Source organism: Cupriavidus sp. AU9028 (genome assembly GCF_019795295.1).
In the GTDB taxonomy this organism is placed as follows: domain Bacteria; phylum Pseudomonadota; class Gammaproteobacteria; order Burkholderiales; family Burkholderiaceae; genus Cupriavidus.
Window position 1 is genome coordinate 64,252 of the sequence record NZ_JAIMCG010000004.1, and the last position, 26,168, is coordinate 90,419.

Genomic DNA, 26,168 nt, shown 5'->3' on the forward strand with positions numbered 1-26,168 from the left:
GCGCGCGGCGTAGGAAACATCTGATAGCAAACTCGTAGCAACTTCCGTTCCATCGCGGCCAAAAGTGGGCATAAAATAGGCTGCATGAAACCGTCGCTACAGCTTCGCCTATCCCAGCATCTGGCGCTGACGCCGCAACTGCAACAGTCGATCCGGCTGCTGCAGTTGTCCACCCTCGAACTGCAGCAGGAAGTCGAACAGGCCCTGACCGAGAACCCGCTGCTCGAACGCGAAAACGACTGGATCGAAAGTCCCCTGCGTGTCGCCGCGGACGGATCGGTCAATCTGCAGACCAGCACGTCCGCGGCCCCCGCGGACGCCCCGCCGAACGGCGAGAACCGCGCCGAGAACGGCGCCGACGAAGCCTATCCCGACAGCAATGGCGAGGACTACGGCGGCGACTGGAGCCTGGAAGATTTCGCCCGCCGCCCACAGGGCGACGAGGACGACAAGACCCCGCTGCAGTTGCGCGAGGCCGAGCCGACGCTGCGCGAGTTCCTGATGGAACAGCTGACGCCGCTGAAGATTTCCGCCCGGGACAAGGGCCTGGCCATCTTCCTGATCGAGTCGCTTGGCGACGACGGTTACCTCGGCTCCTCTCTGGAAGAAATTCTTGAGGAACTGCCGGAAGAACTGGAGTTCGAACTGGAAGAGTTGCAGGCGATCCTGACGCTGCTGCAGAGCTTCGACCCCCCCGGAGTCGGGGCGCGCAATGCGGCGGAATGCCTTACCCTGCAGTTGCGCCGGCTGCAGCATCCGCAACGCGAATTGGCGCTGACCATCGTCAACCATCATCTGGAATTGCTGGCTGCCCGCGACTACACCCGTCTGAAGAAGGCCTTGCAGGTCGAGGATATCGCCCTGAAGGCCGCCCACGACCTGATCCGATCGCTGGCGCCCTACCCGGGCCATGCATACAGCCGCCCGGAAGCGGATTTCGTCGTGCCCGACGTGTTCGTGCGCAAGGGCTCCAGCGGCTGGACCGCGCAACTGAATCCGGATGTGATGCCGAGGCTGCGTATCAACGATATGTACGCGCAGATCTTGCGCGGTGCGAAAGGCGATGCCAGTGCCGCCGGGCTGCAACAGAAGCTGCAGGAAGCGCGTTGGCTCATCAAGAATATCCAGCAGCGCTTCGACACGATCTTGCGCGTTGCACAAGCCATCGTGGAGCGGCAACGCAACTTTTTCACCCACGGGGAAATCGCCATGCGCCCCTTGGTTTTGCGGGAGATAGCCGATACACTGGGTCTACACGAGTCGACCATTTCTCGCGTGACGACCAATAAATACATGGCCACCCCCATGGGGACCTTCGAGCTGAAGTACTTCTTCGGCAGCCATGTTTCCACCGAAACCGGTGGTGCGGCCTCCTCCACAGCCATACGCGCGCTCATCAAGCAGTTCATTGGAGCCGAAGACCCCAGAAATCCGCTATCGGACAGCCGCATTGCCGAACTACTGGGGGAACAAGGCTTTGTCGTGGCACGGCGTACCGTTGCCAAATACCGTGAAGCCTTGAAGATCCCGGCCATGAACCTTCGCAGGTCTTTGTAGCCGAACCGCGTCGCCTGCCTGGTGCGGTTCTTTCAGAAGGAGAAGTGCTATGAATCTGAAGATCAGTGGACACCACCTCGACATCACGCCCCCTCTGCGTGAGTACGTGGAAACGAAACTGGAGCGCATCGTCAGGCATTTCGATCAGGTCACTGGCGTTACCGTGCTGCTGTCCCTCGATAATCAAAAGGAAAAGGACCGTCGCCAGCGCGCGGAGGTCATCCTGAGCCTCAAGGGCAAGGATATCTTCGTCGAAACGCAGCATGAGGACCTTTATGCGGCGATCGACATGGTGGTGGACAAGCTCGATCGTCAGGTCATCCGATACAAGGACAAGGTCCAGGGCCATGACCGCGAAGCGGTCAAGTACCAGATGGCCGCCGCACAGATGCAGCAATAGTCGCTTTAGTGACCAGGTCGGCCGATGCGTTGCGTAGCGGTCGGCCGCGCGAGCCGGCGTGGAAAACACAAGCCGGTGACCTTGGAAAGCCGTGCCAGCGTGCACGGCTTTTTGCTGTAGGGTTCCGCAACGCACCAATCGGGGTTTCGTCTCATACCGTTCCCGGTGTATGCTCTCTAATACATCTATGAGAATGCAAGTCTCGCGCCCCGGATGCGGGCGGGGATGGCGCATCGGGCAGGCAGGTTCAAACCCTGCACTATAATCGCCGCACGCTCATCGTCGGGGAGCGGCGGCGCAAACGGGTATCGCGACAGAACGCGGCGGGTCGGCCTGTACAGGACTCCAAGCCGCGCAGCGATGCCAGCAAAGGAATTCCGCGCATCTAAATGAACCGTTTGGCTAAACTGCTGCCGCCGGGCAATATTTCCCTTGACGTCAGCGTGACCAGCAAGAAGCGTGTTTTCGAGCAGGCGGGCCTGCTGTTCGAGAACAACCACGGCGTTGCGCGCGCTACGGTCACCGACAACCTGTTCGCCCGCGAGTCGCTCGGATCGACAGGTCTTGGCGCCGGTGTGGCGATTCCTCACGGGCGCATCAAGGGACTGAAGCAGCCGCTTGCCGCCTTCATGCGGCTGGCCGAACCCATTCCATTCGAGTCGCCCGACGGCAAGCCCGTCGCGCTGCTGATCTTCCTGCTGGTTCCCGAGCAGGCGACGCAGCAGCACCTCGAAATCCTGTCGGAAATTGCACAGCTCTTGTCCGATCGCGAGATGCGCGATGGGCTCACGACGCTTCCGACCCCCGACGCCGTCCACCAGTTGCTGGTGCAGTGGCATCCTTGATTCTTCGCCAGCATTGGGGCAGTCGCGTGCGCGCGATGGGCCCTGCAGGCCCCCGTACCTGACAGCATGGAACTGACCGGCGTTACCTCCCAGTCGATCTTCGACGACAACGCAGCCGACCTCAAACTCTCCTGGGTAGCGGGCCTGGAAGGGGCGGATCGCGCGTTCGATCTGGACTTCGCCCGCGAGGCGACTTCGGCGGCCGATCTCGTCGGTCACCTGAACCTGATCCACCCGAACCGTATCCAGGTTCTGGGCAAGCCCGAGATCACCTATTACCAGCGGCTCGACGACGAAACCCGCAAGCGGCAAATGGGCGAGCTGATCCTGCTGGAGCCGCCCTTCCTGGTGATCGCGGACGGCATGGAGCCGCCGCCCGATCTCGAGCTGCGGTGTACCCGTTCCTCGACACCGCTGTTCACCACGCCGGTGTCCTCCGCCGCGGTGATCGACCACCTGCGGCTGTATCTGTCGCGGATTTCGGCGCCGCGCGTCACCATGCACGGCGTCTTTCTGGACATCCTCGGCATGGGCGTGCTGATCATGGGCGAGTCGGGCCTGGGCAAGAGCGAACTGGGCCTGGAACTGATTTCCCGCGGCCACGGCCTTGTCGCCGACGATGCGGTCGACTTCGTGCGCCTGGGGCCGGACTTCGTCGAGGGCCGCTGCCCGCCGCTGCTGCAGAACCTGCTCGAAGTGCGGGGCCTGGGCCTGCTCGACATCAAGACGATCTTCGGCGAGACCGCGGTACGCCGCAAGATGAAGCTGAAGCTGGTGGTGCAGCTGGTGCGGCGCAACGACGGGGAGTTCGAGCGGCTCCCGCTGGATTCCCAGTATCTCGATGTGCTCGGCCTGCCCATCCACATGGTCAAGATCCAGGTGGCGGCCGGCCGCAACCTTGCCGTGCTGGTCGAGGCCGCGGTGCGCAACACGATACTGCGTCTGCGCGGGATCGATACCCTGCGCGACTTCATGGACCGCCAGCGCGCGGCGATGCAGGCCGATGCGGTGGCCCGGGGGCAGGGCCGGCTGCTGTAGGAGAAGCGACGATTTGCGCGGGGCGGTTTCCATGCGGTAATGGCACGCATGCGCCCCGGCCTTCACCTTGGCAAGGCCGATCGGCATCCAGCCAGGAGAAAGCCATGAAGCACACCATCGCGACCAGCCTGCTGCTCGGTACGCTGCTCGCTGCCAATGCCTTCGCACAGGATTCCAGCGGGCGCGGCCCCGGGAACGATCCGGAGCAGCGTCGCAGGCACTGCGAGGTCGAAGCGAAGATGATGCCGGCGGACGAGCGCGAGGTCTACATCAAGCAGTGCGTGGGACGCCAGGTCCCGGCCGTCGAGAACCAGCGCCAGATCAAACTGAAGGAATGCAGCCGCCGCGCCGAAGGCCGCAAGGGCGACGAGCGCGAGGCGTTCATGAAGAAATGCCAGGCCACGTGATTCGTCGCGGTTCGCCGCGCGGCAGGGGCCGGCGTTGCCGGCCAGCACGTTTTCGGGCGATTCGTCCTCGTTCCTGTCATGACGTGGCAATCACGCAATGCTATGCTTGTCCGTTATGCGGATCGTTCTTATCACCGGCATCTCCGGTTCCGGAAAATCGGTTGCGCTGAACGTGCTGGAAGACGCGGGCTACTACTGCGTCGATAACCTGCCGGCACAGTTCATCCCTGAGCTGGCCAGTTACCTGGCGCAAGAGGGTTACACGCACCTTGGCATCGCCACCGACATTCGCAGCCGCGAGTCGCTGGCGCGGCTGCCCGAGACCCTGCGCAGCCTGTCTGCGCAACACGAGGTACGGGTCGTCTTCCTGACCGCCAGTACTGACTGCCTGGTCCAGCGCTACTCGGAAACCCGTCGCCGTCACCCCCTGTCCGTGCGCACCACTGCCGGCGACAAGGGTGTGGCGCCGGGGCTGAACGATACGCCGCTGATCGAGGCGATCGAGATGGAGCGCGAGCTGCTCAGTCCGCTGGCGGAAACCGCGCATCGCATCGACACCAGCAACGTCCGCACCAACACGCTGCGCGCGTGGATCAAGGACTTCATCCGCGATGACACGCTCGAACTGACGCTGCTGTTCACGTCATTCGGCTTCAAGCACGGCGTGCCCAGCGACGCCGACATGGTCTTCGACGTCCGCTCGCTGCCCAATCCCTACTACGACCTGCAGTTGCGCGCGCTGACGGGCCGCGACACGCCTGTCATCGACTTCCTGCAGAGCCAGCCGATGGTGCTGGCAATGGCCGAGGATATCCGGGCCTATGTGGAGAAGTGGCTTCCAAGTTTCGTTGCGGACAACCGCAGCTATCTGACAGTGGCAATCGGTTGCACAGGCGGTCAGCATCGTTCGGTTTACATCGCGGAAAGACTTGCCAACTACTTCCGGGCGCATGGTAATGTGCTGGTCAGACACCGCGAGCTGGCGCCCGTGAGCTGAGCCTCGCCGGCGGCGGCATCCGGTACGGTGGACCGCGTCCACCGGCAGCGTAATCCCCCCAAGGATCGCATGTCGCTCAACGCCAACTCGCCCCACAACTCGACGCCGGCGCTGCCACCGCTGGAAAACCTGCCGCTATTTCCGCTGCACACCGTGCTGTTCCCCGGTGGCCGCCTGCCGTTGCGGATCTTCGAGCCGCGCTACGTCGACATGGTGCGCAACTGCCTGCGCGATCAATCGCCATTCGGCGTTTGCCTGATCGAGAGCGGCAACGAAGTGGCACGGCCGGGAGCGCCGACCGTACCGGAGCCCATCGGGTGCCTCGCCACCATCGTCGATTGCAACATGGAGCAGCTGGGCCTGCTGCTGATCGAGGCGCGCGGCGGCCAGCGATTTCATATCCTCGAGCACCATACGATGGATGACGGCCTGATGGTCGCCACTGCGGAGTTGCTGCCCGAGGATATTCCCGACTGCAAGCTGGAGCTGCTGGCCGAGTGCGTGTCGGCGCTGAGGCGGATCGTCGCCACGCTGCAGAAGGACCAGCATCAGCTGCCGTTCGCCGAGCCGCTGCGCTGGGACGACTCGTCATGGGTCGGCTACCGGCTTTGCGAAATGCTGCCGCTCCCGTTGAAGGCGCGACAGATGCTGATGGCGCTGCCCGACGCCGGCATGCGCATCGAGATCCTGCATCGCTTCATGCGGCAGAACCACATCCTCTGAACGGAGGCCGCCGGCCTGCGCGAGGTCAGAACAGCGCGGGCCGCGCCTGCGTTTGCAGCAGCGCCCGTACCGGCGCGGGCATACCCACCGCGTCCAGCGCATCGAGCGAAATCCAGCGCCATGGGCCGCCGCCGAGCACCGCGGGTTCCCCGTCCTGCAGCGAGCGCGCCGCCATGTCGACGCGGATCACGCGGATATGCAGCCGAAAATGCGTGAAGACATGGGTCAGCTCCGCCAGCATGGTGGCGTGCCCCGTCACGCCGAACGCGGCGGCGTTGGCCATTGCGTCGTCCTGCGCCGCCTCGTCATCGAACGGGATGCCGGACACCGGCATCTCCGGCAGGCTCCACAGTCCGCCCCAGATGCCTTGCTCCGGACGCTGGCGCAGCAGCACGTTGCGTCCGTGCCGGATCAGCAGCATCACGGTGCTGCGCTCCGGCAAGGGCGCGCGGGTGCGCGGCGTGGGCAGCCGCGCGGTAAGCCCGTCGCGCAGCGCCACGCAGCGATCGGCGAGCGGGCAGCGCGATGGATCCACCAGGCAGGCCGGCTTGCCGCGCGTGCAGACCGTCGCGCCGAGGTCCATCAGGCCCTGCGTGTAGGCGACCATGTCGTCGGCCTGGGCGGGCCCAGGCGCGGGCAGCACCTGCGCGGCGATGTCCCACATCCGGTTCTCGACCGCCTTCTCGCCGGGGTAGCCTTCGATGCCGAAGCAGCGGGCGAATACCCGCTTGACGTTGCCATCGAGGATCGGTGCCCGTACCCCCGCGCTGAAGGCGGCAATGGCGGCGGCGGTGGACCTGCCGATGCCGGGCAGCGTCGCCAGCAGCGCCGGATCCGAGGGAAAGACGCCGCCGTGCTGCTCGACCACGATGCGAGCGCAACGATGCAGGTTGCGCGCACGCGAGTAGTAGCCGAGGCCCGCCCACAACGCCATCACCCGCTCCGCCGGGGCGGCGGCCAGCGCCGCCACGTCGGGAAACTCGGCAACGAAGCGCTGGTAATAACCGATCACGGCCGCCACCTGCGTCTGCTGCAACATGATCTCCGACAGCCAGATGCGATAGGCATCGCGGGTGTTTTGCCAGGGCAGGTCATGACGCCCATGCGCGCGCTGCCAGCGGACGATGCGCTCGCCGAAGTCGGCCGGCAGCGTCGGCGCCTGCGGCGTGGCGGCGGGAGCGGGTAGCGTGGGGGAAGAGCTGCGGCGGGGCATGATGGACGGCAGACGGTCAGCGGCGCGAGGCGACGGGGGGCGCCATGATACTCCCCCGGCGAGCCGGCCCCTGGCGCCGACCTATCTCTGGCATTGCGGACAGTAGAAGGTGGAGCGCTGCCCCTGCACGATCTGGCGGATCGGCGTACCGCAGCGGCGGCACGGCTTGCCGGCGCGGTCATAGACGAAGCAGTCGAGCTGGAAGTAGCCGCTGGCGCCATCGCTGCCCACGAAATCGCGCAGGGTACTGCCGCCGCGCGCGATCGCCTCGGCCAGCGTTTCGCGCACGGCTTGCGCAAGACGCTCGCAGCGCTGCGCGGACAGCCGTCCCGCCGGCGTGGTGGGCCGGATACCGGCGCGGAACAGGCTCTCGGAGCAGTAGATATTGCCCACGCCCACCACGATATCGCCGGCCAGCAGCACGGTCTTGATGGCGGCGCTGCGGCCCCGCGTCTGGCGGTACAGCAGCTGGCCATCGAAGGCCGGATCGAACGGTTCGACGCCGAGCCCGCGCAGCAGCGGATGCCCGGCCAGCTCCGCTTCGCTCAAGGTGCTCCACAGCACCGCGCCGAAGCGGCGTGGGTCGCGGTAGCGCAGCGTGAGACGGTCCCCCGATGGGGACTGAAGGAGCAGGTCGACATGGTCATGCAGGCCGTAGGCAGGCGCCTCGCCTGCCTGCGCCGCATGCGGGTGCACGCGCAGCGTGCCGGTCATGCCCAGATGCACGATCAACCAGCCGGCGTCCAGCGGTTGCCCGCCCCCCGCCTCCTGCGCGCACTCCAGCAAAAGATACTTGCCCCGGCGCTCGACCCGGCGGATGGTGCGGCCGGCCAGGCAGCTTTCCAGGTCATCCGGTACCGGCCAGCGCAGCCCGCGATGGCGCACCGCGACGCCAACGATTCGCGCGCCTGTCACGTGTGGCACCAACCCCCGCCGGGTGACTTCCACCTCCGGCAATTCCGGCATCGAACCTCTCCCTGCTCCACGACTCCAAAAGGCAAGCCTGCCGTCCGGCCGATGACCGAGGGCGGCAACGAGCAGGGCATTGTAGCGGCACGCTACAATGCCTGTACTAGTCACATGGCCGCCAGGGGCCGGAGTTCATTTCATGCCGGACCATTTGGACCGCTCCCATCGTTCCGATCGCATCACCGACTGCCCGAGCCGCGAGCCGGCCGAACGCGCGACGCTGGCGCGCCGACTGCTGCCGCTGACGCTCGCGGCATGCATGGCGGCCATCCCGCTGAGCGCCTGCGCGGCAAGCCGCCCTGCGCAGCTGGCCCAGGCGGCCCCGGCAGGAGAGGCCGCCCAGTCCGACGAAGGCGCCGACACGCCGTCGTTCGTCACTGGCGCCGACACGGAACTGGAGCCGACGCCCGCCAGCCCGCTGCCGCCCAAGATGCCGCTGCCCGCGATCGCGCTGACCTCGGACATCATGTACCAGGTGCTGGCCGCCGAGGTGTCGACGCAGCGCGGCCTGCCGGGCGCGGCCTATCGCACCTACCTGAACCTGGCGCGCTCGACGCGCGATCCGCGTTTCGCCCAGCGCGCCACCGAGATCGCCTTCAATGCGCGGATCGCCCAGCAGTCGCTCGACGCCGCGCGGCTGTGGAGCGAGCTGGCGCCGACCTCGCCGGCCGCGCGCCAGGTCCTCTCGACACTGCTCGTGCTCAACGCGCGCTGGGACGAAGCGGAACCGCTGCTGGCCCTGCAGCTGAACGGCGTGCCGCCGAGCCATCGCCCCGAGGCGATCCTGCAGATGCAGCAGCAGCTCTCGCGCACCAGCGATCCGGCCGGCGCCGCCGCGCTGCTGCAGCGGCTGGTGGCCAACGACATGAAGTCGGCGGAAACGCGCCTTGCGCTGGCGCGCGCGCGGGAAACCGCGGGCGACATCCCGGGCGCCCTGGCCGAGCTGGACCAGGCGCTGCGCATTCGCCAGGACTACGAAGCGGCCGCGCTGATGGCTGCCGAACTGCGCGCCGACTCGGACCCGGAGCAGGCGATCGCGGGCCTGAGCAAGTTCCTCGAGCAGGCGCCGGCCTCGGTCAACGGTCGCATCACGCTGGCGCGCCTCTACCTGCAGCGCAACCAGATGGACGCGGCACGCCGCGAGTTCGAGGCCCTGCGCCAGGTCGCGCCCAACGATCCGCGCGTGCCGCTCGCTCTCGGGCTGACCGGCCTGCAGGCGCGGCGGCTGGACGAGGCCGAGCAGTATCTGCGCGAGTATCTGCGCCTGGCCGAGCAATCGCCGACCTCGAACCCCGACGTCGCCTACCAGTACCTGGCGCAGATCGCCGAAGAGCGCAAGGACTATCCTGCCGCGATCGAATGGCTGGATCGGATCGAGGACCAGCGCCTGGCCGCCGCGGCTGCGGTGCGCCGTGCGCAGATCCTCGCCCGGATGGGGCGTCTTGACGATGCCCAGGCGGTGTTCGGCGACATGCTGGCCGACGCCGAGGCAATCGACGACGCGACGCTGCGCGGCCAGCGCACCACCGCGATCCGCCAGGCGGAGATCGGCATGCTGATCGAGGTGCGGGCCTACGACCGCGCCCGCAAGCTGCTGGATGAGCGCCTGAAGGCCGAGCCCGGCAACGCCGAATGGCTGTACGAGCTGGCCATGCTCGATGAGCGCGAGAAGCGCTACGACAGCATGGAGAAGCGGCTGCGCCAGTTCATCGCGCTCAAGCCCGATCAGAAGCAGGGCTACAACGCGCTGGGCTATTCGCTGGCCGATCGCAACGTGCGGCTGCCCGAGGCGCTGCAGCTGCTGGAGAAGGCGACCGAACTGGGCCCTGACGACCCATACATCATGGACAGCCTGGGCTGGGTCAAATTCCGCCTGGGCGACCTGCAGCCGGCCGCGCAGCTGCTGCGCAACGCCTGGGCCCGCGCGCCCGAGGCCGAGATCGGCGCCCATCTGGGCGAGGTGCTGTGGAACCTGGGCGAGCGCGACGCCGCGCGCCAGACCTGGACCGAGGCATGGCGGGCCGATCCCGAGAACGAAACGCTGATCGACACGCTCAAGCGCTACAACGTACAGCCCTCGCGCTGAACCGGGCGGCCGGCGCGCCCGGCCGCTCCTTCCTGCAGAACGCATGATTCGACTACGACGTACCACCGCCCTGCTTTGCTTCGCGGCGCCGCTATGGCTGGCCGCCTGCGCGAGCGTGACGCCGTCGCGCTCTTTTGAAGACACCGCCGCCGACGCCCGCGTCAGCGAATACAGCGGGCGCTTTGCCGCCAACTACGTGCGCTACGGCCGCGAGGAAGGCGTGCAGGGCAGCTTTCACTGGCGCGAGCAGGGGCGCAACGTGCGACTGGACCTGATTTCTCCGCTCGGGCAGACCCTGGCCGTGGTGACGGCCACACCGTCGGGCGCCACGCTGGACCTGCCCAACGAAGCCCCCCGCAATGCGCCCGAGGTCGATGCGCTGCTGGAGCAAAGCCTTGGGTTTGCCCTGCCGGTGGCCGGCATGCGCGACTGGTTGCAGGCGCGCCCGGCCCCCGGCCGCCCCGCCACCGCGACCCGCGATGCGCAGGGGCGCCTGGCGACCCTGGCGCAGGACGGCTGGACCGTGCAGTACGCCGCCTGGCAGCCGGCGGCCGATGGCCGGGGCTCCCTGCCCCGCCGCATCGACCTGGCACGCGAGGAAGGCGGCAGCGGCCCGATGTCGGTCAAGCTGGTGATCGACCCGCCGGGCGCAAGCCGGTGAGCGCACGATGTCCCTCGCGTCTTCACCGGCCATCCTGCGCGACTGCCCCGCGCCGGCCAAGCTCAACCTGTTCCTGCACGTCAACGGCCGCCGCGACGATGGCTATCACCTGCTGCAGACCGCGTTCCAGCTGATCGACTGGAGCGACACGCTGCACTTCGAACGGCGCGACGACGGCCGCATCGTCAGGGCCAATGCCATCGAGGGCGTGCCCGAAGCATCGGATCTGACGGTGCGGGCGGCGCGCGCGCTGCAGCAGGCCACCGGCTCGCGCTGGGGCGTGCGGATCGAGATCGACAAGGTGCTGCCCATGGGCGGCGGCATCGGCGGCGGCTCCTCGGATGCGGCCACCACCCTGCTTGCGCTGAACCGCCTGTGGGAGCTGCATCTGCCCAGGGAGACGCTGATGCAGATCGGCCTGTCGCTGGGCGCCGATGTACCCGTCTTCATCTTTGGCGACAATGCGTTTGCCGAGGGCGTGGGCGAGCGCCTGACCCGTGTGGAACTGCCGGAAAGCTGGTTCGTGGTCATTCATCCGCGCCAGCATGTTCCAACAGCAACAATTTTTGCTGACCAACGCTTGACAAGGAATACGCCCGTCTCTATAGTTACGGACTTCGCTGCTTGCACAAACAAATTCGCTTTCGGTCGCAACGATCTGGAAGCGGTAGCGACAGCGAAGTTCGGCGAGGTTGCCCGAGCCCTTGAATGGCTGAGACAATACAGTCCCCATGCAAGGATGACCGGTTCCGGTGCCTGTGTGTTTGCCCGTTATGAAGACGAGCAAGCTGCGCAACAGGTGTTGGAGCGGTTGCCACCCGAATGGGATGGCAGGTGTGCGAGAAGTCTGGCGCGCCACCCGCTCGCAGCGTTCGCATAGCAAGTTATTGTTCGGCGTCGTGCCAGATGGCATGACGAAGAACACCCGGTTGTGTAGGGGAGTCGCCAAGTCGGTTAAGGCACCGGATTTTGATTCCGGCATTCGAGGGTTCGAATCCTTCCTCCCCTGCCATTACATTCCTTGCATATCTGCAAACTCCGTCGCCGGCAACGCGCCGGCGACCTTCCCCCCGCAGCAAACAGGTGCCCCTCATGAGTAGCGACGGCTTGATGGTATTCACCGGCAATGCCAACCCCAAACTCGCGGAGGGTGTCGTACAGCACCTCGGCATTCCGCTCGGCAAGGCACTGGTTGGCCGTTTCTCGGACGGCGAAGTCCAGGTCGAAATCCAGGAAAACGTTCGCGGCAAGCACGTCATCGTGCTGCAGTCCACCTGCCAGCCGACCAACGACAACCTGATGGAGCTGATGGTGATGGTCGATGCGCTCAAGCGCGCCTCGGCACGCAGCATCACCGCCGCCATGCCGTACTTCGGCTATGCCCGCCAGGACCGCCGCCCCCGCTCGGCCCGTGTCGCGATCTCCGCCAAGGTGGTTGCCAACATGCTGGAAGTGGCCGGGGTGGACCGCGTGCTGACGATGGACCTGCACGCCGACCAGATCCAGGGTTTCTTCGATATCCCGGTCGACAACATCTACGCCTCGCCGGTGCTGCTGGGCGATCTGCGCGAAAAGCAATACGAAAACCTGCTGGTGGTGTCGCCCGACGTCGGTGGCGTGGTGCGCGCCCGCGCGCTGGCCAAGCAGCTCGATTGCGACCTGGCGATCATCGACAAGCGCCGCCCGAAGGCCAACGTCTCCGAGGTGATGAACATCATCGGTGAAGTCGACGGCCGCAACTGCGTCATCATGGACGACATGATCGACACCGGCGGTACGCTGTGCAAGGCTGCCACGGTGCTGAAGGAACGCGGCGCGAAGCAGGTCTTCGCCTACTGTACCCACCCGGTGCTGTCCGGCGGCGCGGCTGCCCGCATCGCCGACTCGGAACTGGACGAAGTTGTCGTCTGCGATACGATTCCGCTGCGTGACGATGCCCGCCAGTCCGGCAAGATCCGCCAGCTGTCGACGGCCGGCCTGCTGGCCGAGACCTTCACCCGTATCGTCAAGGGCGACTCCATCATGTCGCTGTTTGCCGATTCCTGATAGAATTCAAGGCTTTGCCGCGGCGGGATAGTCACTATCGGCGCCGCGCATCTCCGGCGGCGCGCCTTGCGCCCCGGCCAATCGGGCTGTCTGGTCGCGGACAGCCTTCTTACTTTTTGGAGTCATCATGAAAGTTGTCGCTTTCGAGCGTAGCGTACAGGGAACGGGTGCGAGCCGCCGCCTGCGCAATGCCGGCAAGACCCCCGGTATCATTTACGGCGGCGCCGCCGAGCCGAAGATGATCGAACTCGATCACAACGCGCTCTTCCACGCGCTGAAGAAGGAAGTCTTCCACTCGTCGATCCTGGACATCGAAGTGGGCGGCCAGACCGAGAAGGCCCTGCTGCGCGCCTTCCAGATGCACCCGTTCAAGCCGCTGGTCCTGCACGTGGACTTCCAGCGCGTGTCGGCCACCGAGAAGATCCACACCAAGGTGCCCCTGCACTTCATGAACCAGGAAACCGCTCCTGGCGTGAAGCTGGGCCACGGCGTGATCAACCACATCCTGAACGAACTGGAAGTGTCGTGCCTTCCCGGCGACCTGCCTGAGTACATCGAAGTGGACATGGGCGCTGTCGAGCTGAACCAGACCGTCCACCTGGCCGACCTGAAGCTGCCCAAGGGCGTGACCGCGATCACCCACGGCGACGACAATCCGGCAGTGGCCGCGATCTCGCTGCCGGCTGGTGCCCAGTCGGAAGCCGCTGCCGAAGGCGGCGAAGGCGAAACCCCGGCTGCCTGAGCGGGATGACGCCATGCGGGGCCCGCGCGGCTCCGCTGCAAGAAAACCGCCGGCATGCCGGCGGTTTTTTTTCGTCCCCTGGCCGTGCAGGTGCACGCGCCCGCGCAGGCATGATCGCCGGGTTTTCACGTATCCTTGGCGGTTCCGGCACGCCCGCTGCCGGCAACGCGCCCTCCCCCGTTCCGACTTCTATGCTCAAACTGATCGTTGGCCTCGGCAACCCCGGGGCGGAATACGAGGCCACGCGCCACAATGCCGGCTTCTGGCTGGTGGATCAGCTCGCCCGCATGGGCGGGGCGAACCTGCGCGTCGAATCGCGCTTCCATGGCCTGGCGGCAAGGGCGCGGCTGTGGGACCAGGAGATCTGGCTGCTCAAGCCCTCGACCTTCATGAACCGCTCGGGCATCGCGGTCGTGTCGCTCGCGCGTTTCTACAAGATCCTGCCCGACGAAATCCTGGTCGCGCATGACGAGATGGACCTGCCGGCCGGCTCGGTCAAGCTCAAGCGCGGCGGGGGCTCCGGCGGCCACAACGGCTTGAAGGACATCTCGGCCCACCTCTCGACGCCGGACTACTGGCGCCTGCGCATCGGCGTGGGGCATCCGCGCAATGCCGGCGGTGCAGGCCAGCGCGAGGACGTGATCAATTTCGTGCTGAAGCCGCCGCGGCGAGAAGAGCAGGAAGCGATCGACGAGGCGATGGACCGTACGCTGACGCCGCTTTCGCTGCTGGCCAGGGGCGAATCGGAGCGGGCCATGATGACCCTGCACACCGGAAAATGATTGGGACGGCGGCCTGAGGATGGCCGCCGGGCAGGGATGGCTGGCGACGCCTATGCCGCCCTTATGCGACGCGCTGGGGCGCCTGCTTCGCGGCCGTCAGCAGCCGATAGCGCTGCATCAGCACTTCGCGGGTCTCGACACGATTGGGGTCGTGCGGGATGCAGGCCACGGGGCAGACCTGCTGGCATTGCGGCTCATCGAAATGACCGACGCACTCGGTGCACTTGTTGGGGTCGATCTCGTAAATCTCGGGCCCCATCGAAATGGCTTCGTTCGGGCACTCGGGTTCACAAACGTCGCAGTTGATGCAATCGTCGGTGATCATCAGCGCCATGATGTCGTTTCCTTGCTGCGGATATGCCCGCGCCCGACTGGCCGCGTCACGACATATCCCGAACCCGTTATTCTAGGCGCTTTGGCGATTTTCGTCCGGATCCGGAAAAGCGGCCCGACCGGCACAGGCCCAACTGCCTGGCTCAACTGCCCTTGCCGATCTTGTCCTTGAGCCAGCGCTCGACCGACGGAAAGACGAACTTGCTGACGTCCCCGCCCAGCACGGCGATTTCGCGCACGAAGGTACCGGAGATGAACTGGTACTGGTCGGAGGGCGTCAGGAACATGGTCTCGACATCCGGCAGCAGATAGCGGTTCATGCCGGCCATCTGGAACTCGTACTCGAAGTCCGACACCGCGCGCAGGCCACGCACGATCACTCGCGCGTTGTTCTTGCGCACGAAGTCCTTCAGCAGGCCGGAGAAGCCCTCGACGCGCACGTTCGGATAGTGGCTCAGCACTTCACGGGCGATGCCGATCCGCTCATCCAGCGAGAAGAACGGACGCTTGTTGGGGCTGTGTGCCACGCCGACCACGAGCTCGTCGAAGATGTTCGATGCCCGGCGCACCAGATCCTCGTGTCCCCGGGTCATTGGATCGAACGTACCAGGGTAGACCGCGACGACCATGCTTCCTCCTTGTTCTGCCCGCTTGCCGATAGCCGGCGCGCCGTGCCGGCGCCCGCCATCCTGTGTGGAAGGGCTGCCACGGCGCCGGCTGGCGAGTGTTGGCGACAGCGGCGTAGTGTAACGCCAAACTTCCCGGGCTGGCGGTGCGCGATGCCGCAGACGGCGCCCCGTGCGTCCGATCACCGGCCAGTTCCCGGTCATCGGTCCCCGGGCAGGATCGTGGATGGCGCTGGCGCGGTTATTCCGGCTGCGCGCCGCGATGGCGCAGCAAATGGAAATGCACCGCCCCGGCGCGCGCATGGCGGACGATCTCCAGCGCGGACGGCACCGGCGCATCGGCGCCAGTCAGCGGCGATTCGCTCTCCACATAGATCGCCCCGTCAGGGCGCACCAGCCGTCGGGCGTGCTCGAGCGCCGGCCCGAGCCAGTCCTGACCGAACGGGGGATCGAGAAAGATCACATCGAAGCTGGCCGCCGGCATCTGCGCGGCCACGGCAAAGGCGTCGCCCTGAAGAATGCGAATCTGACGTGCGTCCAGCCGCTGCTGGTTGTCGCGCAACTGCCGGACAGCGCGCGGATTCGCTTCGACCAGCGTCACCTCCAGCGCGCCGCGCGAGGCCGCCTCGAATCCGAGCGCGCCGGAGCCGGCGAACAGGTCCAGGCAGGCCATGCCGGTCATATCCTGCCCCAGCCAGTTGAACAGCGTTTCGCGCACACGATCCGGTGTGGGCCGCAAGCCTTCGGCGTCCAGAACGGGGAGCGGCGTCCGCTTCCACCGTCCGCCGATGATGCGGACCTGAGCCGGCGCATGCCGGCCGGCGGAGCGGGGGGAAGGTCTCGGCGACGGGCGGGCGCCCTGCGCACGGGGAGCGGATGCAGCAGAGGAAGAACGGGAGTCCATTCCGTGATTGTAGAGCCTGTGAACGGCTTGGCCAGCGCTGACGGGGGTTGGCAAGCGCTGCCATGTCTGGCGGCGCACATGGCCCTCTCCCCCGGCCCCTCTCCCGCAAGGCGGGAGAGCGGAGAACACCGTCGGGAATCAAGCGCCGCCGGTTTGCTCCCCTCGCCCGCTTGCGGGAGAGGGGCTGGGGGAGAGGGCAACGAGCGCCACCCGCCCTACCGCCCTACCGCCCTACCGGCCTACCGCGGCCTGCTGCGGCGCTCCATTGTCCACCGATGGCCCACCGACGATCACCGTGGCCATCGCGTCCGGTTTCACATGCCGCTGGAAGGCCGCGCGCACCTGCTCGCGCGTGACCTTGCCGATCTGCGCCGTCCAGGTATCCAGATAGTCGAGCGGCAACCCATACCAGCCGATATTGGCCACATTGGTCAGCAGCTTGCGGTTGCTGTCGATCCGCAGCGGGAAGCCGTTGATCAGGTTGTCCTTGGCGGCCTTCAACTCCTGCGCGGTCGGCCCTTCGGCAACGAAGCGCGCCAGCACCTGCCGCACCAGCGTCAGCGCCTGCTCGCTCTGCTCCTTCTTGGTCTGCAGGCCGATGCCGAACGGCCCGGGCTGCTTGGCCGGCGCGAAGTAGCTGTCCACGCCATAGGTGAGCCCGCGCTTCTCGCGCACTTCCTCCGTCAGCCGGGAGCTGAAGCCGCCGCCGCCCAGCACGTAGTTGCCCACCAGCAGCGCGAAATAATCCGGGTCCCCGCGCGCAATCGCCGGCTGGCCGAGCGACACCGTCGCCTGCGCCGCCGGATGCGGGATGCGCTGCACGCTGGCTTCGATCGGGATGCGCACCTGCGGCATCTGCGGCGGCGTGGCACCGGCGGGCAGGCCGCGTGTCAGCTGCTCGGCAATCGCTTCGGCCTGGCGCCGGTCGATCGCGCCGATCAGCGTGACCACCGCACGCGAGGCCGCATAGTTGTCGCGCCAGAAGCGTTCGAGATCCTCGCGGGTAACCGATTGCACCGACTCGGGCGTGGCCGAGATGCCATACGGATGATTCGGGTAGATCGCCTGCGACAGCAGCTTGTCGGCGATCACCCCGGGCCGGGTATTGCCCTCGCGGATGGCGGCGATCAGCCGTTCCTTCTCGCGCTCCACCACCTGCTGCGGGTAGGTGGGCGCCTTGAGCAACTGCGCGGCCAGCGCGATCGACTGGCCAAGCTCGGGCTCGGAGGTCAACGTGCGCAGGCCAATGCCGCCGCGGTCCCCACCGGCGGCCGCGCCGAAGCTCGCGCCGGTATCGGCAAAGGCGTCGGCGATGCCGGCCTCGTCCCTCGCAGGCTGGCCTTCGATGGCGCCGGCGCCCTTGTCCAGCAGCGCCGCCGTCAACGTGGCCAGTCCCGACTTGCCGGCAGGGTCATAGCGGCTGCCAGCGTCGAAATCGACATTGATGTCGAGCATCGGAATCGACGGGCTCTTGACGAAGTAGACCCGGGCGCCCGTGGAGGCGGTCCAGTGCTCGATGGGGATGGCCGCCTGTGCGGCCGCCGGCAGCAGCGCGCAGACGACGGCCGCGGACAGCGCGGCGCGGCCGAACCAGGCGCGATTCACGGCAAACGTACGGACTGGCATCGTGGTTCCTCAGTGGCGCAGGCCTTCCGGGGCCTGCTGCTTGGGCTTGTTCGGGTCGATGGGCTGCGGCAGCAGCGTCGCGACGGTCAGGTTGTCCTCGCCGAAGTACTTCGCCGCGACCGCCTGCACCTGTTCCGGCGTGACGGCCTTGATGCGCTCCAGGATGCGGTCGATGTCGCGCCATGACAGCCCGGCGATTTCCGCCACGCCGATCTCCATGCCCTGGCCGAACACCGAGTCGCGCTTGTAGATCTGGCCGGCCACGACCTGTGCCTTGACGCGCTTGAGCTCTTCCTGCGATACGCCCTCGCGGGCGATGCGCTCGATCTGCTCGCGCAGCGCCTGCTCGATCTGCTCGGTGGTATTGCCGTTGGCCGGCGTGCCGTCCAGCACGAACAGCGACTCGCCGCGATTGATGCTGTCGTAGCCGACATTGACATCGTCCGCGAGCCGGCGCACGCGCACCAGCTCGCGCGTCAGGCGTGCGTTGTCATAGCCGTTGAGCACGGCCGCCAGCACCTCCAGCGCATAGGGATCGACGTCCTTCTCGACGTCGTGCAGGCGCGGCACCTTGTACGCCAGCACGATATAGGGATTCTCGGCGGGCGCCTTGACCCAGATCCGCTTGATGCCCTTCTGCGGCGGCTCGACCTGGGGCTTGCGCACCGGCAGCTCGCGCGGCTTCAGCTTGCCGTAGGTGCGCTCGGCCATGGCGCGGACCTCGTCGGCACGCACGTCGCCCGCGACCACCAGGATGGCGTTGTTGGGCACGTACCAGCTGCGGTACCAGTCGCGCACGTCCTCCAGGCGCATGTTGACCAGGTCGTTCATCCAGCCGATCACCGGATGCCGATAGCCGGCAGCGGTATAGACCGTCGCCAGCAGCTGCTCGTACACGGTGCCGCGCGCGGAGTCCTCGGTGCGCTGCCGGCGCTCTTCCATCACCACCCGCATCTCGCGCTCGAAATCCTCCTTGCGCAGGATGACGTTGGCCATGCGGTCGGCTTCCAGCTGCATCATGCGCTCCAGATGCTGCTTGCCGATCTGCTGGTAGTACATGGTGAAATCGCGATTGGTCATCGCGTTCTCGCGCCCGCCCAGCGCGGCGATCTGCCGCGAGAACTCACCCGGTCCCACCTTGGCCGTACCCTTGAACATCATGTGTTCGAGCATGTGGGCCACGCCCGTGGTGCCGCTCACTTCGTCGATGCCGCCGACGCGATACCAGACCTGATGGGCCACCGTGGGCGCGCGGTGATCTTCCTTGACGATCACGCGCATGCCGTTGCTCAGCCGGAATTCGCGCGTTCCCGCATCCTGCACGGTTCCCGTGACGGCGGCGCCCTGCGCGGGCGGCGCATCGACCGCCACGCCCTGCGCGTGCGCGTGCTGCATTGGGGCCAGCGTCAGCCATGCCGCGCCCGCCAGCAGGGCAACCGCAAGCGGATGAAAGGCGCTGCCTCTCCTGCCCTGACCTCGTGCGCCACGGTCCTGGGCCCGGCCCCCGAATGCCGTCGCGGGCGAGCCCGCGGCCAGCGTGTGGGCGGGCGCGCGGCCCGTCCCGGTCGTCACTGCGCGATGGTTCATGCGACCCCGTCTGCTAGAATTTTGGCGATCGATTCTACCGGGGTATGGACCCCTTTCCCAATGTTTAGTTTCTGGAAGAAACGCAAGGCAGAGCCGGCCAGCCCACCGGTGGAAACGCCGCCGGCCGAGGCGCCGGCCGCTCCCGCTCCCACGCCGGCTCCGCTCGCTCCTGCCGAGGAAAGCCGGCCGGGCCGCGCCGGAACCTGGGCGTCCTCTCCCGTTGCCGGCCTGTTCCGCGCGCCCGCTCCGGCGCCGGCGCCCGCGCCAGTCCCTGCCGCCGCACCCGCTGCCGCACCTGCTGCGGCACCCGCTCCTGCTGCCGTTCCTGCTGCCGTTCCTGCTGCCGTGCCGCTACCCGAGCCGGCCGCGCCGCCCGCCATCGTGCCGCCGACAGCCGTTGCTGCCATACCGGCGGCCGAGGACGAAGACCTGGTTCTCACGCCTGCCCCTGAGCAGACCGCCGAAGCAAAGCGCGGCTGGATGCAGCGCCTGCGCAGCGGTCTGTCCAAGACCAGCCGCGGTATCAGCACGCTGTTCGTCGGCGTCAAGGTCGACGAGGCACTGTTCGAGGAGCTGGAGACGGCGCTGCTGATGGCCGATGCCGGCGTCGAAGCGACCGAATATCTGCTGGAGGAACTGCGCCGCCGCGTGCGCAGCGAACGGATCGAGACCGCCGAAGGCGTACGGCTTGCGCTGCGCGATCTGCTGACCGAGCTGCTGCGCCCGCTGGAAAAGACCATGGCGCTGGGCCGCGAACAGCCGATGGTGATGATGATTGCCGGCGTCAACGGCGCGGGCAAGACCACCAGCATCGGCAAGCTGTGCAAGCACTTCCAGCACTACGGCCAGTCGGTGCTGCTGGCCGCGGGCGACACCTTCCGCGCCGCTGCACGAGAACAGCTGACGATCTGGGGCGAGCGCAACAACGTCACCGTCGTGGCGCAGGAAGGCGGCGACCCGGCGGCGGTGATCTTCGACGCGGTCAATGCCGCGCGTGCGCGCCGCATCGACATCGTGATGGCGGACACCGCCGGCCGTCTGCCGACACAGCTGCACTTGATGGAAGAACTGAAGAAGGTGCGGCGTGTCATCGGCAAGGCCATGGCCACCGCGCCGCACGAGGTGCTGCTGGTGATCGACGCCAACACCGGACAGAACGCGCTGGCACAGGTCAAGGCCTTCGACGATGCGCTGCAGCTGACCGGGCTGATCGTGACCAAGCTGGACGGCACCGCCAAGGGCGGCATCCTGGCCGCGATCGCGCGCCAGCGTCCGGTACCGGTCTACTTCATTGGCGTGGGGGAGAAGGTCGAGGATCTGCAGCCGTTCCGCGCGGACGAATTTGCGCGGGCGCTGTTGGGAGACTGATGGCGCGGTAGCGCGTGTTCGATGCGCGAGATGTGAAGACGCTGGGTCCCCGCGCAGGCGGGGACCTAGTGTCTTTCAGCGCTGGCGCTTACTCCGCATCCGGCTGCGCCTTCGGCGCAGCCTGCTGGAACGCCGGTTCCTCCATGCAGGCATCGAAGATGCGCGCGATGGTCGGATAGGCCTGCAGATCGACCTGGAAGCGCTGCGCGTTGAAGACCTGCGGCACCAGGCAGATGTCGGCCAGCGTCGGCGTATCGCCGAAGCAGAAGCGGCCGGCCTTGCCCCCGCGCGTCAGCGTGGTTTCCAGCGAAGCAAACCCCTGCTCGACCCAGTGCCGGTACCAGGCATCCTTGGCATCGTCGCTGACGCCCAGCTTGTGCTTCAGGTACTTCAGCACGCGCAGGTTGTTCAGCGGATGGATGTCGCACGCGATGGACTGCGCCAGCCCACGCACATGCGCCCGGTCCAGCGCGTTGCCGGGCAGCAGCGGCGGCTGCGGATGCGTCTCGTCCAGATACTCCACGATGGCCATCGACTGCACCAGCGCGTGGTCGCCGTCGAGCAACGTCGGCACCAGCGCATCCGGGTTCAGCGCGCGATAGTCGTCGCTGAACTGCTGCCCGCCGTCGCGCAGAAGATGCACCGGCACGGTTTCGTACGGCAGCCCCTTCAGCGCCAGTGCAATGCGCACCCGGAACGATGCCGAACTGCGGAAGTAGCTGTAGAGCTTGAACATGGTCAGACCACCTTGACGACCAGTTCGCCGACGCCCTCGATGCTGCAGTTCATCACGTCGCCCCTGGTCACCGGGCCAACGCCTTCGGGCGTGCCGCTATAGATCAGGTCGCCGGGCTGCAGCTCGAACAGCCGCGACAGGTAGGCCACCATTTCCGGCACCGACCAGATCAGGTCCGACAGATCGCCGCGCTGCTTCTCGGCACCGTTGACCGACAGCGTGATCGCGCCGCGCTCCGGATGGCCGATGTCTTCGACGCGAACGATCGGGCCGATCGGGGCCGAGCGGTCGAACGCCTTGCCGGTCTCCCAGGGGCGGCCGGTCTTCTTCGACTCGTTCTGCAGGTCGCGCCGGGTCATGTCCAGGCCGATTGCATAACCGTAGACGTGCGAGGCCGCCTGTTCGACGGGAATGTCGCGACCACCCTTGCCGATCGCCACCACCAGTTCGACTTCATAGTGGACGTTGTTCGAGCCCGGCGGATAGGGGAAGGCGCCTTCGCTGCCGTCGGCGACATAGCTGACCGCATCGGACGGCTTGCAAAAGAAGAACGGCGGTTCGCGGTCCGGATCGGCGCCCATCTCGCGCGCGTGGGCGGCGTAGTTGCGTCCGACACAGTAGACGCGCCGCACGGGGAAACTCGCGCTGCTGCCACGAATCGGCACGCCGGTCGGCGCGGGCCGGTTGAAGACGAACTCGGTCATGCATCTCTCCTGATTATTCTGTGTAGGCATGCCGGCGCAGCCAGGGTGCGAGCGGCGACAGGCATCTGCTTGCCGCGGCGCGCGAGGTCCGCCGCGGCAGGGCATCAGCATACACCCGTCCGCTGCCATCGGGCAGCAGCGGGCCGCCGCCTGCCTGCTACTTGCCTCCCGTCTTGCCCCGCAGCGGGGCAGGCAACGCCGGCTTGAATCTTGCGTCGATGCGGTAAAGTGCGACCGACCATGCCACGCCGCCCCACAGCGCCCACAGCGCCCCCTTCCCCCGCTTTCGAGCACGCCTCCAGCGCCGCGCCCGCGGCGGCTGGCGGCGGCAGGCCGCTGCGCATCCTGCTGGTGCGCGATCCGCTCGACGCCGATCCGCTCAATGTCGATACCATCCGCGCCGGGCTGGCGACCGCCGGCTTCACGGACGTGGAGACGGCCGATGCCGGGATGCGGCTGCCGGACGCCATCGCGGCGCGCCAACCGGACCTGATCATCATTGCGTCCGAATCGGCCGCGCGCGATACCGTCGAGCACGTCTGCGTCTCGACCCAGCATGCGCCCCGGCCCATCGTGCTGTTCACCGACAACGACGACGCGGAGCGCATCAAGGCCGCGTTGTCGGCCGGCATCACCGCCTATATCGTCGACGGCCTGCGCGCCGAGCGGGTGAAGACCGTGCTGGACGTGGCCTACGCCCGCTTCCAGCTCGACCAGGCACTGCGCGCGGAACTGGACGCGACACGGCTCAAGCTCGCCGAACGCAAGGTGGTCGAGCGCGCCAAGGGCCTGCTGATGAAGGAGCGCGGCTTCAGCGAGGACGACGCCTACAAGCGCCTGCGCAGCATGGCGATGGAGCGCGGCATCAAGCTGGTGGAAGCGGCGCAGCGCGTCATCGACGTGATGGCCTGAGGGTCGGGGGCGGCCACCGATCAACCGCCCCGTCCCGATGCACGCACCCGGTGCAGTGCACCAGGCCGAGGCGCGCAGTCGAGCCGCTCGCACAACACCTGTTCATTTCCCGTCTTTCGCTTCGCGTGGCATACCGATTGCGTAGCAATGGCGACCGGCCAACGCTGGCCGGCAACGATGACGATGCGCCCGATCAACGGCGATCCGCGCGATCCGGGACAACGGCGTCCCGGTCCTGTCGCCTCTCCTTGGGGCGACGGGCCGGGGCGCTTTTTCCTTTCTGGAGCCTTGCATGCCCTCTCGCCTGAAGACTGCCAAGCCGGTGCGGCCGGCGGTCGAATCTTCCGCCGCCACTGACGGCGCCGACCTCGCCCCGGCCAGCCAGCGCCGCCGCCGGGCATCGACCGGCATCGCTGGCGCCAGCGTGATGACGCTGGTCGATCCGATGGTGCGCGCCGGGGCGTGGGCCGCGGGATCCGATGCGCCGGAAAAGCGCGAGGTGAGGATCGGCTTCATCCCGCTGACCGACTGCGCCTCGGTGGTGATGGCTTCCACGCTGGGCCTGGACCGCAAGTACGGCATCCGCATTACGCCGACAAAGGAAGCCTCGTGGGCGGGCGTGCGCGACAAGCTGGTCAATGGCGAGCTCGACGCCGCGCACGTGCTGTACGGGCTCGTCTATGGCGTGCAGCTGGGCATCGGTGGCTCCAAGAAAGACATGGCGGTGCTGATGAGCCTGAACCACAACGGCCAGGCGATCTCGCTATCGTCCAGGCTTGCCGAGAAGGGCGTGCGCGACGGCCCCGGCCTGCGCGCGCTGATGGCCCGGGAAAAGCGCGAATACACCTTCGCCCAGACCTTCCCGACGGGCACGCATGCGATGTGGCTCTACTACTGGCTGGCCGCCCACGGCATCCACCCGATGCAGGAAGCGCGCGCCATCACCGTGCCGCCGCCGCAGATGGTGGCCAACATGCGGGTGGGCAACATGGATGGCTTCTGCGCGGGCGAGCCCTGGAACGCGCGGGCCATCGCCGATCGCATCGGCTTTACCGCGGAGACCACGCAGTCGATCTGGAAGGACCATCCGGAGAAGTCGCTGGGCACCACCGCCGAATTCGTACGGACGCACCCCAACACCGCGCGCGCAATGGTCGCCGCCATACTGGAAGCGTCGAAGTTCATCGACGGCTCGGTGTCGAACCGGCGCAAGACCGCGGAAACCATCGCCGCCGAGTCGTACGTCAACACGGACATGGACATCATCCTGGACCGCATGCTGGGCCGCTACACCAATGGTCTGGGCAAGACCTGGGATGATCCCAGCGCGATGACGTTCTATCAGGACGGCAACGCCAACTACCCCTTCCTGTCGGACGGCATGTGGTTCCTGACCCAGCACAAGCGCTGGGGACTGCTGAAGGAACATCCGGACTATCTGGCGGTGGCCAGGAAGGTCAATCAAGTCGACATCTACCGGCAGGCGGCCACCGCCGCGCAGGTTCCGCTGCCCGCCAGCGACTTCCGTTCGGCGACGCTGATCGATGGCGTGGTCTGGGACGCCACCCGCGATCCCAAGGCGTATGCCGATGGCTTCCGCATCAAGGCCTGAACACCGCCTTCCCTATCGATCCGGCCAATTGGGCCCATGCGATCGCCTCGTCCGGGCCGCAGCGGCGGTTAAGCTGTGGCGCCGAGTTGCAACGAGCGATCCGCTATCATGGGACCGATCATCGAACACTGGTGAACCGTATGCCCGCTACCGACTCCCCTTCCGACGACCGCGGTTCGCGCCACCCCAGGACGCACGCGCCGGGGCCGGCGCAATCGGTCGCGCCGCCGGCCGGCCACGCCGCACCGCCCGGGCAGGACCGCTTCCCGACCGCACGCTTCATCAAGGAAATCGGCCGTGGCGTGCAGGGTGCCCGCGCGTTGCCGCGCGACGACGCCCGCACGCTGTTCGACGCCATGCTCGCCGGGCGCGTGCCCGATCTGGAACTGGGCGCGGTGCTGATGGCCTATCGCATCAAGGGCGAGGCGCCGCACGAACTCGCCGGCATGCTGGAGGCCGCCTACCTGCACTGCGCGAAAATCGATGCGCCTGCCGAGCGCCAGGCGGTGGTGATCCCCAGCTACAACGGGGCACGCAAGCAGCCGAACCTGGTGCCGCTGCTGGCGCTGCTGCTGGCGCGCGAAGGGGTGCCCGTGCTGGTGCACGGCACGCGCGTCTTCAACGACCGCGTCACCAGCCTGATGCTGTTCGAAGCCCTCGGAATCGCCGCCTGCGGCAGCGCCGCCGAGGCGTCGCAACGCCTGGCGCAGCCGGCGCACTTCGAGGCGCGGCCGGGACTGCGCAGCGGTCCGCTTGCCGTGCTGCCGATCGACGTGCTCTCTCCCGCGCTCACGGCGCTGCTGGACAAGCGCACCATGATCGGGCTGCGCAATTCCTCGCACACCATCGTCAAGCTGCTGCAGCCGATCGGCAATCACACCCCGGCCGAGGCGCTGCGGCTATACAGCTATACCCATCCGGAATACCGGGAAACGCTGACCGACTTCTTCTCGCACGAGCCCGCCAATGTGCTGCTGGCGCGAGGCACCGAGGGCGAGGTCGTGGCCGACGCCCGCCGTGGCAGCCGCATCGACTGGCTGCATGACGGGCATCAACGCACGCTGGTCGATCCGACCAGCGGCTCCATCGGCGAGCCGCCGGCGCTGCCGCCAGGGACCGACGTCCGGCAATGCGCGGACTGGATTGCCGGCGTACTGTCGGGCGACATCCCGGTGCCGGCACCCATCGCCGCACAGGTCGATGCGATCCACACTTGCCTCGCCAATGGCGCACGGGTGACCTGGGCCAGCCCACTGTAACCGCCGCATTGGCAAGTGTTCGATGACAGACAAGG

At 67.1% G+C, this 26,168-nt stretch carries 26 protein-coding genes and 1 tRNA gene; 18 read left to right on the forward strand and 9 right to left on the reverse strand.

Going from position 1 to position 26,168, the window contains the following annotated elements:
• Nucleotides 1-84 precede the first annotated feature (84 nt).
• The 7 genes from K6V06_RS05890 (at nt 85) to K6V06_RS05920 (ending at nt 5,967) form a co-directional block, all read left to right on the forward strand.
• Nucleotides 85-1,557, forward strand: a complete 1,473-nt coding sequence (locus tag K6V06_RS05890) for an RNA polymerase factor sigma-54 (RefSeq protein WP_222240963.1) — start codon at nt 85-87, stop codon at nt 1,555-1,557.
• Between the two features lie 49 nt (nt 1,558-1,606).
• Nucleotides 1,607-1,957 (forward strand): ribosome hibernation-promoting factor, HPF/YfiA family, encoded by a 351-nt coding sequence (gene hpf, locus K6V06_RS05895; RefSeq protein ID WP_222240964.1) that lies wholly within the window; start codon nt 1,607-1,609, stop codon nt 1,955-1,957.
• 389 nt (nt 1,958-2,346) lie between these two features.
• The gene (gene ptsN / locus K6V06_RS05900) at nt 2,347-2,802 is read left to right on the forward strand and encodes a PTS IIA-like nitrogen regulatory protein PtsN (protein WP_222240965.1); all 456 of its coding nucleotides are present in this window, start codon (nt 2,347-2,349) and stop codon (nt 2,800-2,802) included.
• A gap of 66 nt (nt 2,803-2,868) precedes the next feature.
• The gene (gene hprK, locus K6V06_RS05905; protein WP_222240966.1) at nt 2,869-3,840 is read left to right on the forward strand and encodes an HPr(Ser) kinase/phosphatase; all 972 of its coding nucleotides are present in this window, start codon (nt 2,869-2,871) and stop codon (nt 3,838-3,840) included.
• Nucleotides 3,841-3,944: 104 nt separating this feature from the next.
• Complete coding sequence (locus K6V06_RS05910) at nt 3,945-4,247, forward strand: PsiF family protein (protein WP_222240967.1); 303 nt, start codon at nt 3,945-3,947, stop codon at nt 4,245-4,247.
• A gap of 115 nt (nt 4,248-4,362) precedes the next feature.
• A complete protein-coding gene (gene rapZ / locus K6V06_RS05915) occupies nt 4,363-5,244 on the forward strand; it encodes an RNase adapter RapZ (protein ID WP_222240968.1) in 882 nt (293 codons plus the stop codon).
• Between the two features lie 69 nt (nt 5,245-5,313).
• A complete protein-coding gene (locus tag K6V06_RS05920) occupies nt 5,314-5,967 on the forward strand; it encodes an LON peptidase substrate-binding domain-containing protein (protein ID WP_222240969.1) in 654 nt (217 codons plus the stop codon).
• 25 nt (nt 5,968-5,992) lie between these two features.
• Here the strand turns inward: K6V06_RS05920 and mutY are convergent, their stop codons facing one another.
• Both mutY and mutM read right to left on the reverse strand, forming a co-directional pair.
• Nucleotides 5,993-7,180, reverse strand: a complete 1,188-nt coding sequence (gene mutY, locus K6V06_RS05925) for an A/G-specific adenine glycosylase (protein ID WP_222240970.1) — start codon at nt 7,178-7,180, stop codon at nt 5,993-5,995.
• Between the two features lie 81 nt (nt 7,181-7,261).
• On the reverse strand, nt 7,262-8,146 hold the full coding sequence (gene mutM / locus K6V06_RS05930) for a bifunctional DNA-formamidopyrimidine glycosylase/DNA-(apurinic or apyrimidinic site) lyase (protein WP_222240971.1): 885 nt from the start codon (nt 8,144-8,146) through the stop codon (nt 7,262-7,264).
• A 142-nt stretch (nt 8,147-8,288) separates the two neighbouring features.
• Between mutM and K6V06_RS05935 the strand changes: the two genes are divergently transcribed.
• The 7 genes from K6V06_RS05935 to pth all read left to right on the forward strand — a co-directional run bounded on the left by K6V06_RS05935 (nt 8,289) and on the right by pth (nt 14,466).
• On the forward strand, nt 8,289-10,235 hold the full coding sequence (locus tag K6V06_RS05935) for a tetratricopeptide repeat protein (RefSeq protein ID WP_255581631.1): 1,947 nt from the start codon (nt 8,289-8,291) through the stop codon (nt 10,233-10,235).
• Between the two features lie 43 nt (nt 10,236-10,278).
• Entirely contained in the window at nt 10,279-10,896 is a 618-nt protein-coding gene (gene lolB, locus K6V06_RS05940; RefSeq protein WP_222240972.1) for a lipoprotein insertase outer membrane protein LolB, read from the forward strand.
• Between the two features lie 7 nt (nt 10,897-10,903).
• The gene (gene ispE, locus K6V06_RS05945; protein ID WP_222240973.1) at nt 10,904-11,776 is read left to right on the forward strand and encodes a 4-(cytidine 5'-diphospho)-2-C-methyl-D-erythritol kinase; all 873 of its coding nucleotides are present in this window, start codon (nt 10,904-10,906) and stop codon (nt 11,774-11,776) included.
• 55 nt (nt 11,777-11,831) lie between these two features.
• Nucleotides 11,832-11,908, forward strand: a tRNA-Gln gene (locus K6V06_RS05950).
• Nucleotides 11,909-11,988: 80 nt separating this feature from the next.
• Complete coding sequence (locus tag K6V06_RS05955; protein WP_222240974.1) at nt 11,989-12,942, forward strand: ribose-phosphate pyrophosphokinase; 954 nt, start codon at nt 11,989-11,991, stop codon at nt 12,940-12,942.
• Nucleotides 12,943-13,069: 127 nt separating this feature from the next.
• A complete protein-coding gene (locus tag K6V06_RS05960) occupies nt 13,070-13,684 on the forward strand; it encodes a 50S ribosomal protein L25/general stress protein Ctc (protein WP_222240975.1) in 615 nt (204 codons plus the stop codon).
• A gap of 191 nt (nt 13,685-13,875) precedes the next feature.
• Nucleotides 13,876-14,466, forward strand: coding sequence for an aminoacyl-tRNA hydrolase (pth, locus tag K6V06_RS05965; protein WP_222240976.1), 591 nt, complete (start codon nt 13,876-13,878; stop codon nt 14,464-14,466).
• 61 nt (nt 14,467-14,527) lie between these two features.
• Here pth and K6V06_RS05970 read toward each other — a convergent pair whose 3' ends face one another.
• The 5 genes from K6V06_RS05970 to K6V06_RS05990 form a co-directional block, all read right to left on the reverse strand.
• On the reverse strand, nt 14,528-14,800 hold the full coding sequence (locus K6V06_RS05970) for a YfhL family 4Fe-4S dicluster ferredoxin (protein ID WP_222240977.1): 273 nt from the start codon (nt 14,798-14,800) through the stop codon (nt 14,528-14,530).
• A 142-nt stretch (nt 14,801-14,942) separates the two neighbouring features.
• Nucleotides 14,943-15,428, reverse strand: coding sequence for a pantetheine-phosphate adenylyltransferase (coaD, locus tag K6V06_RS05975; RefSeq protein ID WP_222240979.1), 486 nt, complete (start codon nt 15,426-15,428; stop codon nt 14,943-14,945).
• Between the two features lie 238 nt (nt 15,429-15,666).
• Nucleotides 15,667-16,329, reverse strand: a complete 663-nt coding sequence (gene rsmD / locus K6V06_RS05980) for a 16S rRNA (guanine(966)-N(2))-methyltransferase RsmD (RefSeq protein ID WP_222240982.1) — start codon at nt 16,327-16,329, stop codon at nt 15,667-15,669.
• A gap of 231 nt (nt 16,330-16,560) precedes the next feature.
• Nucleotides 16,561-17,955: a pitrilysin family protein gene (locus K6V06_RS05985; protein ID WP_222240984.1), complete on the reverse strand. Its 1,395-nt coding sequence runs from the start codon at nt 17,953-17,955 to the stop codon at nt 16,561-16,563.
• A gap of 9 nt (nt 17,956-17,964) precedes the next feature.
• On the reverse strand, nt 17,965-19,350 hold the full coding sequence (locus tag K6V06_RS05990) for a pitrilysin family protein (protein WP_222241502.1): 1,386 nt from the start codon (nt 19,348-19,350) through the stop codon (nt 17,965-17,967).
• 252 nt (nt 19,351-19,602) lie between these two features.
• On the opposite strand from K6V06_RS05990, the gene ftsY reads away from it, so the two are divergent.
• Entirely contained in the window at nt 19,603-20,910 is a 1,308-nt protein-coding gene (gene ftsY, locus K6V06_RS05995; protein WP_222240986.1) for a signal recognition particle-docking protein FtsY, read from the forward strand.
• 88 nt (nt 20,911-20,998) lie between these two features.
• Here ftsY and maiA read toward each other — a convergent pair whose 3' ends face one another.
• Both maiA and K6V06_RS06005 read right to left on the reverse strand, forming a co-directional pair.
• Nucleotides 20,999-21,646: a maleylacetoacetate isomerase gene (gene maiA / locus K6V06_RS06000; RefSeq protein WP_222240988.1), complete on the reverse strand. Its 648-nt coding sequence runs from the start codon at nt 21,644-21,646 to the stop codon at nt 20,999-21,001.
• A gap of 2 nt (nt 21,647-21,648) precedes the next feature.
• On the reverse strand, nt 21,649-22,350 hold the full coding sequence (locus K6V06_RS06005) for a fumarylacetoacetate hydrolase family protein (protein WP_222240990.1): 702 nt from the start codon (nt 22,348-22,350) through the stop codon (nt 21,649-21,651).
• Nucleotides 22,351-22,590: 240 nt separating this feature from the next.
• On the opposite strand from K6V06_RS06005, the gene K6V06_RS06010 reads away from it, so the two are divergent.
• The 3 genes from K6V06_RS06010 to ybiB all read left to right on the forward strand — a co-directional run bounded on the left by K6V06_RS06010 (nt 22,591) and on the right by ybiB (nt 26,133).
• The gene (locus K6V06_RS06010; RefSeq protein ID WP_222240992.1) at nt 22,591-23,262 is read left to right on the forward strand and encodes an ANTAR domain-containing response regulator; all 672 of its coding nucleotides are present in this window, start codon (nt 22,591-22,593) and stop codon (nt 23,260-23,262) included.
• 292 nt (nt 23,263-23,554) lie between these two features.
• Complete coding sequence (locus tag K6V06_RS06015; RefSeq protein ID WP_222240994.1) at nt 23,555-24,874, forward strand: CmpA/NrtA family ABC transporter substrate-binding protein; 1,320 nt, start codon at nt 23,555-23,557, stop codon at nt 24,872-24,874.
• 140 nt (nt 24,875-25,014) lie between these two features.
• Nucleotides 25,015-26,133 carry a DNA-binding protein YbiB gene (ybiB, locus tag K6V06_RS06020; protein ID WP_222240996.1) on the forward strand — a complete coding sequence of 373 codons (1,119 nt, stop codon included), beginning with the start codon at nt 25,015-25,017 and terminating at the stop codon, nt 26,131-26,133.
• Nucleotides 26,134-26,168: the final 35 nt, after the last annotated feature.